The 17,768-nt window shown below is 43.5% G+C and carries 15 protein-coding genes; 14 read left to right on the top strand and 1 reads right to left on the bottom strand.

All coding sequences use genetic code 11. From position 1 onward, the window contains the following. Positions 1 to 31 precede the first annotated feature (31 nt). Entirely contained in the window at positions 32 to 1,135 is a 1,104-nt protein-coding gene (locus JYB85_RS11950; RefSeq protein WP_207379486.1) for a response regulator, read from the top strand. 66 nt (positions 1,136 to 1,201) lie between these two features. Here the strand turns inward: JYB85_RS11950 and JYB85_RS11945 are convergent, their stop codons facing one another. Continuing rightward, positions 1,202 to 2,677: a peptide MFS transporter gene (locus JYB85_RS11945; RefSeq protein WP_207379485.1), complete on the bottom strand. Its 1,476-nt coding sequence runs from the start codon at positions 2,675 to 2,677 to the stop codon at positions 1,202 to 1,204. Positions 2,678 to 3,049: 372 nt separating this feature from the next. On the opposite strand from JYB85_RS11945, the gene rfaH reads away from it, so the two are divergent. The 13 genes from rfaH (at position 3,050) to JYB85_RS11880 (ending at position 17,389) form a co-directional block, all read left to right on the top strand. Next, positions 3,050 to 3,553, top strand: coding sequence for a transcription/translation regulatory transformer protein RfaH (gene rfaH / locus JYB85_RS11940; protein WP_207379484.1), 504 nt, complete (start codon positions 3,050 to 3,052; stop codon positions 3,551 to 3,553). A 698-nt stretch (positions 3,554 to 4,251) separates the two neighbouring features. Then, positions 4,252 to 6,759, top strand: a complete 2,508-nt coding sequence (locus JYB85_RS11935; RefSeq protein ID WP_207382056.1) for an SLBB domain-containing protein — start codon at positions 4,252 to 4,254, stop codon at positions 6,757 to 6,759. Between the two features lie 208 nt (positions 6,760 to 6,967). After that, positions 6,968 to 7,345 carry a four helix bundle protein gene (locus JYB85_RS11930; RefSeq protein ID WP_207379483.1) on the top strand — a complete coding sequence of 126 codons (378 nt, stop codon included), beginning with the start codon at positions 6,968 to 6,970 and terminating at the stop codon, positions 7,343 to 7,345. An 89-nt stretch (positions 7,346 to 7,434) separates the two neighbouring features. Then, positions 7,435 to 8,427, top strand: a complete 993-nt coding sequence (locus tag JYB85_RS11925) for a Wzz/FepE/Etk N-terminal domain-containing protein (protein WP_207379482.1) — start codon at positions 7,435 to 7,437, stop codon at positions 8,425 to 8,427. Between the two features lie 231 nt (positions 8,428 to 8,658). After that, a complete protein-coding gene (gene rfbB / locus JYB85_RS11920) occupies positions 8,659 to 9,735 on the top strand; it encodes a dTDP-glucose 4,6-dehydratase (RefSeq protein ID WP_207379481.1) in 1,077 nt (358 codons plus the stop codon). Beyond that, on the top strand, positions 9,735 to 10,598 hold the full coding sequence (gene rfbA / locus JYB85_RS11915; RefSeq protein WP_207379480.1) for a glucose-1-phosphate thymidylyltransferase RfbA: 864 nt from the start codon (positions 9,735 to 9,737) through the stop codon (positions 10,596 to 10,598). The genes rfbB and rfbA overlap by 1 nt, the downstream gene beginning before the upstream one ends. A 9-nt stretch (positions 10,599 to 10,607) precedes the next feature. Further along, positions 10,608 to 11,165 (top strand): dTDP-4-dehydrorhamnose 3,5-epimerase, encoded by a 558-nt coding sequence (gene rfbC, locus JYB85_RS11910; protein ID WP_207379479.1) that lies wholly within the window; start codon positions 10,608 to 10,610, stop codon positions 11,163 to 11,165. Next, complete coding sequence (locus JYB85_RS11905; protein WP_207379478.1) at positions 11,166 to 11,978, top strand: NAD-dependent epimerase/dehydratase family protein; 813 nt, start codon at positions 11,166 to 11,168, stop codon at positions 11,976 to 11,978. Further along, positions 11,979 to 12,938 carry a CgeB family protein gene (locus tag JYB85_RS11900; RefSeq protein ID WP_207379477.1) on the top strand — a complete coding sequence of 320 codons (960 nt, stop codon included), beginning with the start codon at positions 11,979 to 11,981 and terminating at the stop codon, positions 12,936 to 12,938. 508 nt (positions 12,939 to 13,446) lie between these two features. Continuing rightward, positions 13,447 to 14,721, top strand: a complete 1,275-nt coding sequence (gene tviB, locus JYB85_RS11895; RefSeq protein WP_207379476.1) for a Vi polysaccharide biosynthesis UDP-N-acetylglucosamine C-6 dehydrogenase TviB — start codon at positions 13,447 to 13,449, stop codon at positions 14,719 to 14,721. A gap of 13 nt (positions 14,722 to 14,734) precedes the next feature. After that, complete coding sequence (locus tag JYB85_RS11890; RefSeq protein ID WP_207379475.1) at positions 14,735 to 15,682, top strand: Gfo/Idh/MocA family protein; 948 nt, start codon at positions 14,735 to 14,737, stop codon at positions 15,680 to 15,682. After that, the gene (locus JYB85_RS11885) at positions 15,682 to 16,263 is read left to right on the top strand and encodes an acyltransferase (protein WP_207379474.1); all 582 of its coding nucleotides are present in this window, start codon (positions 15,682 to 15,684) and stop codon (positions 16,261 to 16,263) included. The genes JYB85_RS11890 and JYB85_RS11885 overlap by 1 nt, the downstream gene beginning before the upstream one ends. Positions 16,264 to 16,282: 19 nt before the next feature. Then, positions 16,283 to 17,389, top strand: coding sequence for a DegT/DnrJ/EryC1/StrS family aminotransferase (locus tag JYB85_RS11880; RefSeq protein WP_207379473.1), 1,107 nt, complete (start codon positions 16,283 to 16,285; stop codon positions 17,387 to 17,389). The last annotated feature ends 379 nt before the right edge of the window (positions 17,390 to 17,768 follow it).

The following is a 17,768-nucleotide window of genomic DNA, read 5'->3' as shown; positions in this document are numbered from 1 at the left end:
CAGTGCTGTAAGTTCCTTTTAAGGGGTAGTTATGGCGCTGAATGATGTCTCTGTATTACTGGTTGAGGACGATCCTGTCTTTCGCAAGATAGTGGCTTCCTTCCTCGACAGCCGTGGGGCTCTGGTCATAGAAGCGGATGATGGCGAAAAAGGCCTGGCCCGCTTTCGGCAACAATCTTTCGATATCGTTCTGGCTGACCTCAGCATGCCCAATCTGGGTGGATTGGACATGCTGCGGGAAATGTACCGTCTCGATCCCTCTCTGCCTTCCATTGTGATTTCCGGCAACAACGTCATGGCCGATGTGGTCGAAGCCTTGCGGATAGGCGCTTCCGACTTTTTGGTCAAGCCGGTGTCCGATCTCTACACGATAGAACAGTCCATCAAGCAAAGTCTGGTTGGCAAGACCGAACAGGTGAAGGAGTTCGCCGAATTGGATGAACTGTCGCGGATGGAACTGGATGAGCACTTGCGCTTGCTGGAACAAAGCACCGAGGCTGCACGGCACTTGCAACATCAGTTGTTCCCGGCATCAAGTGTGGTTTACCCCCAGGCCCAAATAGATTACAGCCTGTATCGTCGCGATAACATCAGCGCTTATTTTATCGATTCCACCATGGCCGACAGCGAACACCTGCTGCTTTATATGGCGCATTTTCATCCCGAGAATAACAGCGCCGCATTTGCCGGCGTAATGCTGCGCAGCTTCGTGAACCAAAAGCTCAAGGCGATGCGCAATGGTTTGGGTACCATGGTGCTCGAGCCCTTCAATATGCTGTGTTATTTGAATGAAAGGGTGGTTAAGTCAGGCCTGGATATCACAGTCGACATCATTTACATAGTGGTTGAACTCAAGCATTATCGGGCCGCGATTGCCCAGGCGGGGCACGGCCTGCGCTGTTATCTTCGCAACAAAAAAGGGCTCAGTCCTTTGGCTTTGCCGGATGCCTTGCAACTTGGCGTTCTGGATTGGGGCAAGCCCAGTACCCAGTTCCGTACTTTGCTGCCGGGTGAAAAGCTGTGTATCTCCACCAGTGAACCCGAGCACAAATCTATGCTGCTGCAAGACCGATTCGATGGATTGGCATTTGAACCGGATCTCGCCAGCGGTGGTTATGTACAGGTCAGTTTCTAATGCCGGTAGCAGATAATAAAAAACGCCTCAATTGAGGCGTTTTTTATTACTGATACGTTCAGCCTATCAAGAGCGCTTCAGCGCCTCGTGATCGCCGGTCACAGCAATCTCTTCTTCCAGAGCTTCTTCCTCGGTGTGATGGATTTTGCTCTCGGCACCGTGCATCCAGTCAACCAGTTTGTCGGCCATGAAATAGAGAATAACGCCTGACAATGCAGCCGTAATGGCAATACCGGAGAAGATGGACATGGCGTTCGCCAGTTGCTCTTCCGCTTCACCACCGTGGCCAATGAATGAACCCACTACGCCGGCAATCTTGTTGGCGGCAGCGATAAACAGGAACCAGGCACCCATCATCAGCGATACTATGCGCAGCGGAGCCAGTTTGGTCACCATGGACAGACCGATAGGGGACAGACACAGTTCACCCAGAGTGTGGAACAGGTAAGCACCCACCAACCACCACATACTGGATTTGGCAGAGGCATCGCCGCCCATTTCCAATACGGCACCAATCATAAACAGGAAGCCTGTGGCCAGCAAAACCAGACCCAGGGCAAACTTCACCGGAGAGTTGGGCTCTTTAGCCCCCAGGCGTACCCAGATGGAAGCGACCACGGGGGCAAAAATCACGATGAACATGGCGTTCAGTGACTGGAACCAGGTAGTGGGCACTTCCCAGCTGCCGATCATGCGATCGGTAAAGTCGTTGGTGAACAGGTTCATCAGACCACCGGCCTGTTCAAAACCGGCCCAGAAAATAATAGTGAACAGACCCATCACCATAATAACCTTGATGCGATCACGCTCGACTTTGGTCAGGGGCTCTTTGCGTTCCTGGCCACGGGCCATGTCTTTTTGTTTTTCCAGCTTGGCGGCAGGAACAGTGCCAATGTCACCCAGCAGCTTCTGAGCGAACAACAATTGAATTATCAGGGACAACACCATACCGATACCGGCACAGATAAAGCCTGCCTGGAAGTTGCCGTCAAAAGCGTTAACTACCGAACCAACAATGATACCTGACAGGAAGGCACCCACGTTGATACCCATGTAGAAGATGGTAAAGGCACCGTCACGTCTGTGATCGCCTTCCTGATACAGATCGCCCACCATGGTCGAAATGTTTGGTTTAAACAGACCGTTACCCAGAATGAGTACACCCAGACCGAGGTAGAAGGCTTCCAGCTCCATGCCCTGAACCCAGGCGTGAGGGGTACCGAGAATAAACTGGCCGGCCGCCATCAAGGTGCCACCGATCATAATGGCTTTGCGCTGGCCGAGGATATTGTCGGCCAACCAACCACCAATAAGTGGTGTCAGATAAACCAGACCGGTGAAGGTACCGTAGAGGGAAATAGCGTCAGCCTGAGACCAGCCCAGACCGTGGCCGCCATCTGTCTGTACCCGGTCAACTAGATACAGCACCAGAATGGCTCGCATTGCGTAATAGCTGAATCGTTCCCACAGTTCGGTTGTAAACAGCAGGAACAGTCCCTTGGGATGCCCGAGCATCGTTCCTTGGTTATTTGTTACGCTCATTAAGTCTTCCACCTTAAGCTTGTGATTGCCTGCAGGACCAGTGTCTCCGCAGAAAGAGTATTCCATTCAAGGTTTCTGATTGTGACGGTTGTTTGTAACCTTTTGATATTGATTCAAAAAATCACTCACCCCGTTCCTGCGCCACTATCAGTGTTTTCTTATTTATTATAATTTAGTTGCCAGTTTCGCATTCAAATACGAAAAAGCCCACCCTATATACCCTCTAAAGTGCGCCAAAGTCAATTTTGGCGCCAGCTGCAGGCCGATACTGTCGAACGGCTAACGGCGGAATTTCTCATTTTCATTGACGTCATGCTTTGCTATGATTGCCGACCGTGAACAGGATGTCACTCAGCCAAGATGAGAGTATGCATGAAGGCCTGGTATTTACTTTACTGTAAGCCTCGCAGCGAAGCGCGGGCACAACAAAACCTGATGTTACAGGAGGTCGAGACCTATCTGCCCAAGTGCAGGCAGCAGGTGCGGCAACCTGATGGCCAGATCCATGTATCGGAAGCGCCACTCTTTCCCAATTATCTGTTTATCTATTTCGACCCGCTCGAGACCAGTGTCCGCAGTATCCAGGCCACCCGTGGCGTATATCGTCTGGTGGATTGCCGCGAGGATATGACTCCCATAGATGATGCCATTATCAGGGCTATCAAGCGCAAGGAACAGAAGATCTTCAAGCTGCCGCAACTGCAGCGATTGAAGAAGGGCGACAGGGTCCGATTCAAGGAAGGCCCCTTTGTGGATTTGGAGGCGGTCTTTCTGGAGCCCTGTGCCGATAAACGTTGCAGCGTATTGTTCAGCATCATGGGGCAACTCCAAAGTGTGGTGGTACCTGAGTCCTGTATCGAATCCATTTGTGCGTAATGACTTATTCAATTTGTAAGACATTTGCCATACTGGATCATTGTTCTGTCATATAAATGTCATTAAACTGACTTACTCTCCCAGCTTAACTGGTTGAGATGTAAGTATATTTGATGTTTTTTTGACGGGTGCTGTTTTTCTGGCGGATTGCCGGTTTAGCAAATCGTTGCAAAAAGGGCGCTTGCCGGATATTTATACAACGCCTAAGACCGCGACAAGGTACAATCCCGGCGCTGTATGGAAGCTCTCAGAATACTGTCAGAATAGTCATCAGCGGAAATAGGGCCTGAGATTCTGGCGGCCGCAGTGGTGACGGCGACACAAAAGCTGCGACTGTGCAGGGGTTCGACTTGTGATGTTCGTTGAATTCCCATGCAGTAAAGTGACACAAAATTCTTGCTATTCAACCTATAGTCTCATTTGCAGGTCTATGTTTTGCAAGATAAAAAATTAAGATGGCACGTTGGAAGCCGAAATCCATGGGCGGTAGCGTGTCTGCAGGGCAAGCGGATGAACAGTTTCATCTGCTTAGTGAACGCCGAAGCCCTTACGGGGCGCCACGCGGATCGGTAGCGTGCCTGTCAGAGCGCAGCGAAAGGCGCTGCTTCTAGAATGTCACTGCTAGAACCTAGATGCAGAAGCCCCTTTTGGACGACCTTCTTTTCATTTTATCCAATCACCAATCACGGAGATTTCTGGTGCTACAACAAGTCAAACAATTCATTATCGCCGGTACAGCGATGCTGGTTTTGGTTGCGGGACAAGCCAATGCCTTGACTCCGTCACCACAAATGATTGAGCAGTTTAAGCAATTGCCAAAGGCAGAGCAGGAACGCATTGCCCGTCAATATGGCATAGATCCCGCGATTCTTTCGGGCGGTACCCAAGCTGCTAAACCTGTTGTTAATCCAGAGGTGGTAACGCGCAGGGAGCTCTCTGATAGATCAGAAAAGCCCTCAGATAAATCTGAGGGTTTAGTCGATCAGTCAGAGACCGATGACTTCAATCAGGCAACCAAAACCGAAGAGGTGGTTGAAGCCTCGGAAGAAGAAAAAGAAAAGCAGCTGAAGCGATTCGGTTATGACCTGTTTGCCGGTGAACCATCCACTTTTGCTCCAGTGTCTGACGTTCCTGTACCGGCAGAATATCGCATGGGGCCAGGTGATACCCTGAATATTCAGCTTTACGGCAAAGATAATAAGAGCTTTGCCTTAACAGTTGGTCGAGATGGCAGTATTCAGTTCCCTGATCTTGGTCCTATCAGCCTGGTTGGTCTCAGCTTTGCCGAAGCAAAGGAGCTACTTGTCAATAAAATATCCCAATCGATGATTGGGATTCAGTCCAGCATCAGCATGGGTGAGCTGCGATCAATACGTATTTTCGTGGCTGGTGATGCCTACAAACCAGGCTCTTACACAGTCTCCAGTCTGTCGACTATTACCCAGGCACTGTTTGTATCCGGCGGCATCAATGAAATTGGATCGCTTCGCAACATACAACTTAAGCGCAATGGCAAGTTAGTTGGTACTTTCGATCTGTACGATCTGCTGCTGCGTGGCGACGCATCTGGTGATCTGCGCCTGCAATCGGGAGACGTTGTGTTTATTCCCTCGGTTGGGGGATTGGTGAGTGTTACAGGTGAAGTGCGTCGGCCAGCTATTTACGAAGTCAAATCCGGTGAGACAATGGCCGATGTAATCAAGATGGCCAGCGGCGTGAAGCCTGGCGCTTATCCAAAGGCCAGCACCATTGAACGCTTTACCAATGAATCCAAAACCATTGTCAACATTGATCTTACCCAGGAGTCGGGGTTTGCCATCCAAGCAAAGGCCGGCGATTTGGTTCGGGTAAAGTCCGCATCTGCCCGGGTGGATAATGCTGTCACCCTGATAGGCGCTGTTGTACGTCCAGGGAAGTATCAATATAGGCAAGGAATGCGGGTTGCCGATTTGTTGCCATCCATTTGGGGTGACCTGACGATAAATGCCGATCTGGACTACGGCCTATTGGTCAGGGAAGTCAATCAAAGAGGCGACATCAAGTTATTCCATCTCAATATAGGTAAGGCGATTGCCGATGCCAACAGTGCAGACAATCTGGTGCTTAAGCCAAGAGACAGTGTAATTGTGTTCGATTATGCTGATCGTGTGACCTTGCTTGAGCCTGTTATAGAGCAGCTCAGGCAACAAAGTCGTTATGGGGAAGCCATAAAACTGGCTGATATCAATGGCAATGTGCGTTTCCCCGGTAAGTATCCCATTACCGAAGGCGCCAATATTCGCGATCTTTTGATTGCAGCCGGCGGCTTGGAAGAGGGCGCTTATACCCTGATTGCCGAATTGACCCGTCAACAGATATCTGAGATGGATGGCGTCTTAATTGAACATCAACAAGTCAATTTGGCAGACGTGCTACAAGGTAAAGCCAGTATTGCTTTGCAGAGCCGTGATGTATTGACTGTACGCACTCTCCCTGACTGGCAAGAAACGCGCTGGGTTAAGATAAAAGGGGAAGTGCGTTTCCCTGGCACTTACAGTATCCAACGCGGTGAATCACTTAAAGACGTGCTCGACAGAGCCGGCGGCCTGACACAGGACGCAGCTCCTCGCAGTGCGGTATTCCTGCGCGAATCGGTTAAGCAAAAAGAGCAAACCGAACTTGCCAAACTCTCAGATGAACTGCGTCGTGAGATAGCTGCAAAGGCGCTGACCAAAGATGGTGTGACTGTGGGTTATGCCGATGCGCAAAGCATGCTTAAAGAGCTTGAAAATGTGCAGGTACTGGGGCGTTTGGTGGTTGATATCAACGCCATTGAACTCGGAATAGCTGAGGCCGATCTTAAGCTGGAGGATGGGGATGCACTTTATATCCCACCACAGAATCAAACCGTTTCCGTCATGGGACAAGTGCAGCATCCAAGTACCCACAGATACAAGCAGGGATATACCTTTGATCAATACTTGGAACTTGCCGGTGGTGCACGTAAGCGCGCTGATGATGACCGCGCCTATATTCTTCGCGCAGACGGCTCGGTGGCCATGCCGGACAGTTCATTGTGGTTCAACACCTCAGAGGACCTACAGCCAGGCGATACCATAGTCGTTCCCTTGGATACAGAGTACAAGGACAACCTGACCCTCTGGAGCCAGGTGACTCAAATCGTTTACAACACAGCAGTAGCAATTGCCACGATAAGCAGGCTTTAGGCCGAAGGCCAGAACGCCCGCGTTGCGGGCTGCTAGGCCCTAGAGTCTAAGACGTTACTTCGCAACTGCTAGGACGCAGCGACAACCGCTGCTTCTAGGCCCTAGAACCTAGAAGCGAAGCGTTCTGCTTTTTCTAGAAGTCGCGTAGCGACGCTCTAGCAGCGAAGCGCTCTGCTTTTAGATTCTGACGACTAAAAGGAGTCTACAGATGCGCTTTGAACAATTGGATGTTTGGAAACGCGCTTCCCGGCTGGCTTGTGACGTTTATAAAACGACTGAGGAGGTACAGAACTGGGGATTTAAGGATCAAATTACCAGAGCTGCTCTTTCTGTTCCCTCCAATATAGCGGAGGGTGAGGAACGTGAGTCTGTCAAAGATAAAGTACGATTTTTGTACTATGCCAAAGGATCCCTTGGCGAACTGGTTACTCAACTTTATATAGGTGCAGAGATTGAGTATATCGACAGGCAGACTGCGTTGGCGATGGTTAAAGAAGCCAAAGAGCTTGCGAAGATAATCGGTACCCTGATTAAAAATAAGGAATCACAGATTAAAGAAGAAAACGCTGATTATCATGTTGACTAACACTGCGGTGGATTGATTTGTATTTTGCTTTTATAGCAGCACAGCGCTCTATCCGCGAAGCGTCCTAGAATCTAGAATCTGAAAAACTAATGACTACACATATTACTCAAAACACACATAGTTCTCCGTCAAATGCAGACGTCGATTTTCCTCGTGCAAGACCGATGGAAAGTTCCGATGAGATCGATTTGAGGGAGTTGTTCTCTGTCATCTGGCAAGGCAAATGGCTCATCATAGCTATTACCGTCGTTTTTGCCGTTGGCTCGGCAATTTTCGCCATTAATCAACCGAATATTTATAAATCTGAGGCGCTGCTTGCGCCAGTGAGCGCGGACGCTAACAACGGTGGTCTTGCAGCCCTTGCATCCCAATTTGGTGGTCTCGCTAGTATGGCCGGTGTTAATTTGGGTGGGGGTGTTGGCACAGATAAAACCAAATTGGCTATTGAGGTGTTAAAGTCACGCCAGTTTTTGGGGGAATTTATTGAAAGGCACCAAATACTACCGCAGCTGATGGCAGTAGATAAATGGCATATGTCCGATAATCGTTTAAGCTTTGACCCGAAGCTTTATAACAGTGAAACCAAGACTTGGGTTCGGAAGGTTAAGCCGCCATTTAAACCTGTGCCATCATCGCAGGAGTCCCATAAAGAGTTTCTAAAAATCTTAGCGGTAAGCAGAGACAAAGAGACGGGAATGGTAAAACTTGCGATGGAGCACCAATCCCCCTTTATCGCTAAGCAATGGCTAGATTGGCTGGTTGCCGATATCAACCGAGTGATGAAAGAACGTGATGTTGCCGAGGCGATGCGTAGCACCGAGTTTTTGAAAAAACAGATTGAACTTACCAATGTCGCCGACATTCGTGCCATTTTATATAAGCTTGTTGAAGAACAGGCAAAAACCATTATGTTTGCGGAAGTACGTGATGAGTATGTGTTTAAAACCTTAGATCCGGCATTAGTACCAGAAGAAAAGGCCAAGCCCAAACGAGCATTAATCTGCGTATTAGGGACCATGTTCGGTGGTTTTTTAGCCGGGATAATTGTTCTTATAAGACATTTTGTTAGAAAGGAAATTTAGAGCCAATGTAAATAGTGCGACTAAATGTAGGACTGTTGAAACTGATTTTGAAAAAGCGGAACAATCCAAGTTATCCAATTGATAGCAAATTATTGTCTGCCTCAAAATGAATAACGTGTCTAAGGTTGATTTTAACATACTCAGTTGGTTTCAAGAGTTTAAACGTTCTGCAATTAATTCAAATATATTTCTCCCTTACTTCCAAGGGAATTGATCAAATTGGTAGTTTAAATGAGAATTCTTGTCACAGGTGGAGCGGGTTTTATTGGCTCGGCAGTCATTCGTAATATCATTGAAAACACACAAGATAGTGTAGTTAATATAGATAAACTCACTTATGCAGGTAATTTAGAGTCGCTAGTTACAATTGAAGATAATGAACGTTATTCTTTTGAACAAGTCGACATTTGTGATCGAGCCGAGTTAGACCGGGTTTTTAATACTTACCGTCCGGATGCGGTTATGCATCTTGCGGCAGAAAGCCATGTTGATCGCTCCATTGCAGGCCCAGCGGATTTTATTGAGACCAACATCGTAGGCACGTATACCCTGCTTGAGGCTGCCCGAGCCTATTGGAATGGGTTGGAAGAGGTGCGCAAAGCAACTTTTCGCTTCCATCATATCTCCACCGATGAGGTTTATGGTGATTTGCCGCACCCGGATGAGCAAGGTGGTGTACTGCCTCTGTTTACCGAATGTACATCATATGCCCCAAGCAGCCCATACTCTGCGTCCAAAGCCTCGAGTGATCATTTGGTGCGCGCTTGGCGGCGCACCTACGGACTGCCAACCATTGTGACCAATTGCTCTAATAATTATGGTCCTTATCACTTTCCGGAAAAGCTTATTCCATTGGTAATCTTGAATGCTCTTGAGGGGACACCTCTTCCGGTATATGGCAAGGGCGATCAAATCCGTGACTGGTTATACGTAGAAGATCACGCAAGGGCACTCTATAAAGTTGTAACAGATGGCGCTGTTGGTGAGACCTACAATATTGGTGGTTATAACGAAAAACGGAACTTGGAAGTAGTTCAAACAATCTGCTCAATCTTAGATTCATTAGTGCCAAAAGATACGAAGTATGAAGACCAGATTATTTTCGTAGAAGACCGACCTGGTCATGACAGACGCTATGCAATTGATTCAAGTAAAATACAGCGTGAGCTTGGCTGGGTGCCGATTGAAACATTTGAAACTGGACTTAAAAAGACTATTGAATGGTATTTGGCTAACCGAGAATGGTGTCAACACGTAAAAGATGGAAGCTATCAGCGTGAACGTGTAGGTATAGAGGTATATACATAATGAAAGGAATTATATTAGCCGGCGGTTCGGGAACAAGATTACACCCTATAACAAAAGGTGTATCTAAGCAGTTGCTGCCAATATATGACAAACCTATGATTTATTATCCTCTATCAGTGCTTATGCTAGCAGGAATAAACGAAATTCTTGTTATTACAACACCAGCGGAACAGGATGGATTTGTACGCTTATTAGGCGATGGTTCTCAATTTGGCATCAAATTGACTTACGAAGTACAACAAAGCCCGGATGGGCTTGCACAAGCATTTATAATTGGTGAGTCTTTTATAGGCAAGGATGATGTTTGCTTAGCCCTTGGTGACAATATTTTTTTCGGACAGGCATTCGGTAAGCAGTTAAAGCATGCAGTGCAAAATCTCACAGGTGCGACTGTATTCGGTTATAAAGTAATGGATCCTGAACGTTTCGGTGTTGTAGAGTTCGACGAGAATTTCAATGCATTATCGATCGAAGAGAAACCAGTTGTACCTAGATCTAATTGGGCTGTTACTGGCTTATATTTTTATAATAATTCAGTTATTGATATTGCAAAAAGTGTGAAGCCTTCTGTAAGAGGCGAGCTTGAGATTACTTGTGTTAATCAGGCCTATTTGAAGTTAGGTACCTTAAAAGTAGAGCAACTAGGCAGGGGCTTTGCTTGGCTAGATACCGGAACTCATGATTCATTGCTAGAAGCATCTCAGTTTGTACAAACAGTTGAGAAGAGACAAGGTTTCAAGATCGCTTGTTTGGAAGAGATCGCATTGAATCAAGGTTGGTTAACAAAGCAGCAAGTTAAGGATAGAGCTAAGAGTTTGTCCAAAACGGGTTATGGCCAATATCTTTTGAATATTACTAAGTGATGTAAAGATATGAAAGTTATTAAAACTAAAATCAAAGATCTTGTTGTAATCGAACCAAAAATATTTGGTGATGAACGGGGTTTTTTCTATGAAATGTTTCAATCTGAACGTTATAAGAACGCGGGCATAAACGAGAATTTTGTTCAAGATAACCGCTCTCGTTCAGCTAAAGGAGTTCTTAGAGGCTTACACTTCCAAAAAAATAAGCCTCAAGGAAAATTAGTATCAGTAACAATTGGTGAGGTGTTTGATGTCGCGGTTGATTTGCGGAAAGACTCAGAGACTTTTGGTCAATTTGAGTCTGTTCTGTTAACCGGTGAGAATAAGTTACAGTTTTATGTGCCTCCCGGGTTTGCGCACGGTTTTTGTGTGCTTAGTGAATCGGCAGACTTTCAATATAAGTGTACGGATTATTACGACCCATCAGATGAAAGTGGCTTAATTTGGAACGATCCTGATTTAAATATTCCATGGCCTATAAGCTCGCCTTTATTATCTGAAAAAGATATGACTCTACCGACACTCGCTGAAATTAAGTATAAGATTATCAATGGATGGGAGCAATAAATGGCATTTTATACTGTATTGGGAGGTAAGGGATTTATAGGTAGTGAGGTCGTACAACAACTTCGTTCTAGTGGTGTTGAAGTATTTGTTCCAGAAAAAGAAGACAAGAGAATATTTGAACGCAACTTAGGAACAGTAATCTACTGTGTTGGGCATGGGGATTGCAAAAACAATCCATTCAAGGTTTTTGATTCAAATGTTTTTTTATTAATTACTCTATTGAAAAAAGCTAATTTCGATAGACTAATTTATATTTCATCTACTCGCTTATATATGAATCAGACTTGTTCAAATGAAGACTCTGATTTAACGATATCCAATATTGATGAACGTAAACTGTTTAATTTGACTAAATTAACTGCTGAGGAAATGTGTTTAAAAAGTCGCCTTAATACATGCATTGTCAGGCCATCAAATGTTTATGGATTAGCTTTAAACAGTCCTTTGTTCTTACCTGCTATTACCCGCGATGCTATTAATCTTGGCGTTGTCAATATGTATGTCAGGCCATCATATGAGAAAGACTATGTTTCCGTATTAGATGTTGCAGAGATGATAATAAAAATTAGTAAAAAACAGTCTGTTTGCGGAGAAATATATAATATTGCAAGTGGAGTTAATGTTTCTGCCGAACAAATTGCGAATATTTTACAGCGCGAAACAGGTTGTAAAGTCAATTGGCACCCTTGTGAGAGTAATGAGCAATTTCCAGTTGTGTCAATCAACAAGATTCGAGAAGAGTTCCGTTTTTCTCCACGAAATGTTTTAGAAGATCTAAAAAGTATGATAAATGACTTCAAAAAAGTACTTTAAATGAGAATATTGTTAATTACCCCAGAGTTTTTTGGATATGAGCGCGCTATAGAAAAAGCGCTAGTGAAGTTAGGGTGGGAAGTAGATTGGTATCCGCATATATATGCCCCCAATAATCTATATAAAGCGCTTTATCGATTCTTTAGCTTCGTTATGAAACCGCACTACTACAGATATCTGCTGTCTCACATTAATTATAGTCGTGATTATGATAAGATAGTTATTATCAAGGGTGAGGGTGTTGGTGAAAAATTACTGATTAAGTTAAAGTCGTTGTTTCCAAAAGCGAAATTAATTTTCTATAACTGGGATTCGTTTAAAAATAACAGTATAAGCTCTGAAGAACTTTCTATTTATGATAAAGTTAAGTCCTTTGACGGCGAGGATTGTGCAAGAAATAAAAGCATTGAACATCTACCATTATTTTATTCTAATGAGTTTAAATTAGATGAAAACGTAGAGGCCGATTATTTATTCTTTTTTGCTGGGACTCTACATAGCAACCGCTACTTGGATGTAAAGAAGATTGCATGTTCCATTAAAGGTGACAATGAAAGCTATATCTACTTTTATTGTCAAAGCAAACCCATTTTTTATTTAAAAAAGGCTTTTGGAAAGCTGCCAAAAGATCTGTCCATTTCAGAGGTCGGGTTTGTTAAGAAGTGCAAGACTGAACTCCGAAATTCACTATTGAAGTCTAACTGTGTTATAGATTTTGCCCATGATCTACAAGTTGGCTTGACGATGCGTACGATAGAAGCTCTTGGTATGAAGAAAAAGATTGTTACTAATAACTCATCTGTTGTTGACTATGATTTTTACAATGAAAATAACATTTACGTTTTAGGCAAAAGCAAATGCACGTTAGATGAGTTTCTTTTGAGACCTTATTCTGATGTACCCGATGAAATTTATGAGCGCTATGACATCGATAATTGGGTCCTTAGGTTGATAGATTAGTCATTTACTCGCGTTAGAGTACTTAAATTAGGTTTTAGTTGAGCGATATTTTAAGCTATGCATAAAAAACTAATTTACGTGAGAGACATTGCTTGGATTTATAAAGTAAATAAGATGCTCGAAATAAATGTTGAAGCTTTAAATGTTTTTAGGTTCTATAATAAGTTGTTTTTATTTCTTGACTCTCTTCTGTTGTCGGCAAGAAGGTATAGTATTTATTGATGATGTAGCTGTTAATGATATAAAATTTGGTTGATTTTCTATAGTTGTAATGAACAAAGGCTGAGAGTGTGGATTAAGTAGCTTATTTAGTATTAAGTTGAGCTCCCGCATTAATTTAATAACGCTAGTGACTTGCTATACTGTTAAGGTTAAGTTAATTCTTAAGTTGTAGCAGAAAGGCCCTGAATACTTAAATTGTTTATGATCATTCATCTTTCTTCAATAGATAATAGATAATAGATAAATTTAGTTACCACTAAGCTTATAGTTTAAAGAGATCACAGTAATGAAATTGGAAAATTTAAATATTGGTATTATTGGGCTAGGTTATGTTGGACTACCGTTAGCGGTTGAATTCGGTAAAAAATATAGAACTCTTGGGTTCGATATTAATGAAAGCCGTGTTCTTGAACTCAGAAATGGAAGAGATTCTACACTTGAGTGCAGCAGCGAAGAGCTAGCAGAAGCAGATTTGCTTCAATATACCTCTCTACTGGAGGATATTAAAGATTGTAATTTTTATATAGTTACGGTTCCTACTCCCATTGATGATAGCAATGTTCCTGATTTAAATCCTTTAAAGAAAGCATCGGAAGCTTTAGGCAAGGTGATTTCAATTAACGATGTTGTTGTGTTTGAATCAACTGTTTATCCAGGAGCAACAGAAGAAGTTTGTATACCGATCATTGAACGTGTTTCTGGATTAATCTTTAATAAGGACTTTTTTGCAGGTTACAGTCCAGAGCGCATTAATCCCGGTGATAAGGTTAATCGCTTAACTACGATCGTAAAGATTACTTCTGGTTCAACTCCTGGAGTTGCTGATTTTATTGATACAGTATATAGTTCTATAGTGACCGCCGGAACTCATAAGGCATCTTCCATCAAAGTCGCTGAAGCTGCAAAAGTAATCGAAAATACTCAACGAGATTTAAATATCGCAGTTATTAACGAGTTTGCTAAAATTTTTAACAGACTTGATATCGATACTGAAGAAGTACTTAAAGCTGCGGGTACGAAGTGGAACTTCTTACCATTTAAGCCGGGATTGGTCGGCGGACATTGCATCAGCGTAGACCCTTATTATCTTACCCATAAAGCAAAAGAAGTTGGTTATAGCCCTGAAGTTATTTTAGCTGGTCGTCGTATAAACGATGGTATGGGAAGTTACGTTGCCACTCAAATGGTTAAGAAGCTTTCTAGCAAAAAGATTCATATCGATGAAGCTAAAGTGCTAGTGATGGGCTTTACCTTTAAAGGCGATTGTCCGGATGTGCGTAATACAAAAATTATAGATATTGTTAAAGAATTGAAAGATTTTAATATGACTGTTGATGTTTATGATTCATGGGCGTCCAAACAGGAAGTTCGTCACGAATATGGTATAGAATTAATCGATGACTTAAAAGTTGGCGCTTATGATGGAGTAGTTATTGCGGTCGATCATAGTGAATTTAAACTGATGGGTGTTGAGGCAATACGTGCATTAGGCAAAGAAAACCATGTTTTATATGATGTCAAGCACGTACTGAAACCAAACGAAGCAGATATTCGCCTGTAGTATAGGAATGAACATGAAAAAATTTGCACTTATAGGCGCGGCCGGTTACATAGCGCCACGTCATCTACGGGCCATTAAAGAGACTGGGAATGATCTCGTCGTTGCAATGGATATTAATGACTCTGTTGGTATTATGGATAGCCATTTTCCTAATGCGGAGTTTTTTACAGAATTTGAAGATTTTTCTGCTTTTGTAGAAGATCAAGCGCTGAAGGGAAATAAGCTAGACTATATAGCAATATGCAGCCCCAACTATTTGCATGCGCCTCACATGAAATATGCGCTCAAGAATGGCATAGATGTTATTTGTGAAAAGCCACTTGTGCTTGAATCATCAGATATGGACGTGATTATAAAGTACGAGGAAAAATATGGTGCGAAAGTTAACTCAATATTGCAATTAAGACTACATCCCTCGATTATTGCTCTGAAAGAAAAAGTGGCAGCAGCTCCGGTAGGTCACGTGTTTGATGTAGAGCTGACCTATATGACTTCTCGCGGTAAGTGGTACATGAAATCATGGAAGGGCTTTGATCATAAATCCGGAGGCGTGGCCACTAATATAGGCGTGCATTTTTATGACATGCTGCATTTTGTGTTTGGCAAATTAAAACATAATGAAGTTCACTACCGTGATGAAAAGGCTGCCAGTGGATTTTTGCAATATGAGCGGGCTCGAGTTCGTTGGTTCTTGTCTATAGATGCAAACCACCTACCTGATAATGCTATCCAAGGGGAAAAGCTGACTTATCGCAGCATTACTATAGGTAATGAAGAGCTTGAATTTTCTGACGGGTTTACTGACCTTCACACACAAAGCTATCAAAACATTCTTGCAGGGAATGGGTTTGGTGTTGATGAAAACCGCGTCGCGATTGAGACTGTGGAGCAAATTAGGATAATGCCATTAGTCGATGCAGGCGATAAGGCTCACCCTTTGCTGTCAAAGGTACTAAGATAATGCGCGCCAATTACCAAGTCCACGAAAGCGCCATTGTCGATGATGGCGCCATAATAGGTGAAGGCTCGCGCATTTGGCATTTTGTTCACGTATGCGGTGGAGCACAAATTGGGGCTGGTTGTTCCCTAGGCCAAAATGTCTTTATTGGTAATAAAGTGACTATTGGGAACAACGTTAAAATTCAAAATAACGTTTCGGTGTATGATAACGTGCATCTAGAAGATGACGTATTTTGTGGCCCGAGCATGGTTTTCACCAATGTTTATAATCCACGCTCGTTCATTGAGCGAAAAACCGAATACCGGGACACAATAGTCAAGCGAGGTGCTACATTGGGTGCCAACTGTACCATTGTATGTGGTGTTACTATCGGAGAATATGCTCTGGTTGGTGCAGGTGCTGTTATCAATAGAGATGTGAAAGCATTCGCCTTAATGGTTGGAGTGCCGGCAAAGCAAATCGGTTGGATCAGTAAATATGGAGAGCAATTGGATTTGCCATTGCAGGGAAATGGTATCGCTGTTTGTGAGCACACTGGTGAGCAGTACTTGCTACAGAATGGTCTAGTGACTGTCAAATAATCAATTGAAGTATCAGAGTATGCAATTCATAGATTTAGCCGCACAATATCAACATCTTAAAGATAAAATTGATGCCAGGATTCAAACTGTGTTAAACCATGGTCACTATATAATGGGGCCTGAAGTAAAGGAATTGGAGCAAAGGCTTTCTGAATATGTGGGGGTGAAGCATACCATTACCTGTGCTAATGGCACTGATGCATTAACACTAGCACTAATGGTATTGGGTGTAAAAGAGGGCGATGCTGTCTTTTGCCCAACCTTTACATTTTTTGCGACAGCAGAAACTATTGCTTATGAAGGGGCAACTCCCGTTTTCGTTGATTCAGATATAGATACGTTTAACATTTCTCCGTTTGATTTAGAAAAGCGTATTAAGGAAACCATATCTGAAGGTAGGTTGACTCCCAGGGCTATTATAGCTGTTGACTTATTTGGTCTGCCGGCCGATTACCCAGCAATAAAGCGGATAGCGGAAAAATATAACTTAAAAATCATTGAGGATGCCGCCCAAGGATTTGGCGGAGAAATTAATGGCCAGCGAGCAGGTTCTTTTGGTGATATAGCAACAACAAGCTTTTTCCCGGCTAAGCCCTTAGGGTGTTATGGCGATGGTGGCGCATTATTCACTAATAATGATGATTATGCCGCGCTGTTGGAGTCTTACCGTGTTCATGGGAAAGGAAAAGATAAATATGACAACGTTCGTATTGGCATGAACTCTCGATTAGATACAATTCAAGCTGCCATCCTATTGGAAAAATTAGTCGCATTTCCTCAGGAGCTAATCAACCGCAACAAGGCAGCAGAGAAATACAGCAAAGACTTAAAAGGGATTTATAAAATCCCAACTATCCCTGAAGGATATTTAAGTTCTTGGGCGCAGTATACTCTTGTGGCCGATGATAGAGAAGCCGAAATGGCTAAGTACAGGCAGCAAGGTATCCCAACTATGGTTTACTATGCTACTTGTATGCATCAACAGACTGCATTTAAAAACATGGGGTACAAAGATGGTGATTTTCCAGTAGCGGAAATGCTGGCGAAAACAGTATTTAGTTTGCCAATGCACCCATATCTACCCGAAGAGCACCAAAGTGATATTTTGGAAATTGTCAATGCTTGAACTTCGGATTAGATATTCACAGAGTATATCAAATATTGTTTAACGAACTCTATGCATTCGCTAGAACGCATAGAGTGTCGCTAATAGCCACCTGTATAAAAACTACAACACTTTCATCGTAAGCTCTTTGACGCTAAAAAAGATTTAATTTAGTGTTTACAAGATAAGAGTATTTTTCTGTTGGTTAAATACTATCTGGTAAAGAATAAGGCGTACGATGGAAACTGTAATATTCAACTGAAAGGTTTAAATCCTTAAAAATTATAAATTGGTACATCGTAATGATGCTTCGATCTCGAAATGATTATTAAATTCTGGGTAAAAGCGAACCACTCATTCTTACTGTGAATTAATTAGTTGGACATATAGCTCTATGAGA

Origin of the sequence: Shewanella sedimentimangrovi (genome assembly GCF_017354965.1) — a bacterium.
GTDB lineage: Bacteria > Pseudomonadota > Gammaproteobacteria > Enterobacterales > Shewanellaceae > Shewanella > Shewanella cyperi.
Note: the sequence above shows the minus strand (reverse complement) of the source record. Positions and strands in the feature narration are given on the sequence as shown.

Coding starts and splice junctions, on each gene's coding strand:
- JYB85_RS11930 (WP_207379483.1), top strand. CDS start 6,968: ATGCGCTTTGAACAATTGGATGTTTGGAAACGCGCTTCCCGGCTGGCT.
- JYB85_RS11885 (WP_207379474.1), top strand. CDS start 15,682: ATGCGCGCCAATTACCAAGTCCACGAAAGCGCCATTGTCGATGATGGC.
- JYB85_RS11900 (WP_207379477.1), top strand. CDS start 11,979: ATGAGAATATTGTTAATTACCCCAGAGTTTTTTGGATATGAGCGCGCT.
- rfbA (WP_207379480.1), top strand. CDS start 9,735: ATGAAAGGAATTATATTAGCCGGCGGTTCGGGAACAAGATTACACCCT.
- rfaH (WP_207379484.1), top strand. CDS start 3,050: ATGAAGGCCTGGTATTTACTTTACTGTAAGCCTCGCAGCGAAGCGCGG.
- JYB85_RS11890 (WP_207379475.1), top strand. CDS start 14,735: ATGAAAAAATTTGCACTTATAGGCGCGGCCGGTTACATAGCGCCACGT.
- JYB85_RS11950 (WP_207379486.1), top strand. CDS start 32: ATGGCGCTGAATGATGTCTCTGTATTACTGGTTGAGGACGATCCTGTC.
- JYB85_RS11925 (WP_207379482.1), top strand. CDS start 7,435: ATGACTACACATATTACTCAAAACACACATAGTTCTCCGTCAAATGCA.
- JYB85_RS11880 (WP_207379473.1), top strand. CDS start 16,283: ATGCAATTCATAGATTTAGCCGCACAATATCAACATCTTAAAGATAAA.
- JYB85_RS11905 (WP_207379478.1), top strand. CDS start 11,166: ATGGCATTTTATACTGTATTGGGAGGTAAGGGATTTATAGGTAGTGAG.
- rfbC (WP_207379479.1), top strand. CDS start 10,608: ATGAAAGTTATTAAAACTAAAATCAAAGATCTTGTTGTAATCGAACCA.
- JYB85_RS11945 (WP_207379485.1), bottom strand. CDS start 2,677: ATGAGCGTAACAAATAACCAAGGAACGATGCTCGGGCATCCCAAGGGA.
- tviB (WP_207379476.1), top strand. CDS start 13,447: ATGAAATTGGAAAATTTAAATATTGGTATTATTGGGCTAGGTTATGTT.
- rfbB (WP_207379481.1), top strand. CDS start 8,659: ATGAGAATTCTTGTCACAGGTGGAGCGGGTTTTATTGGCTCGGCAGTC.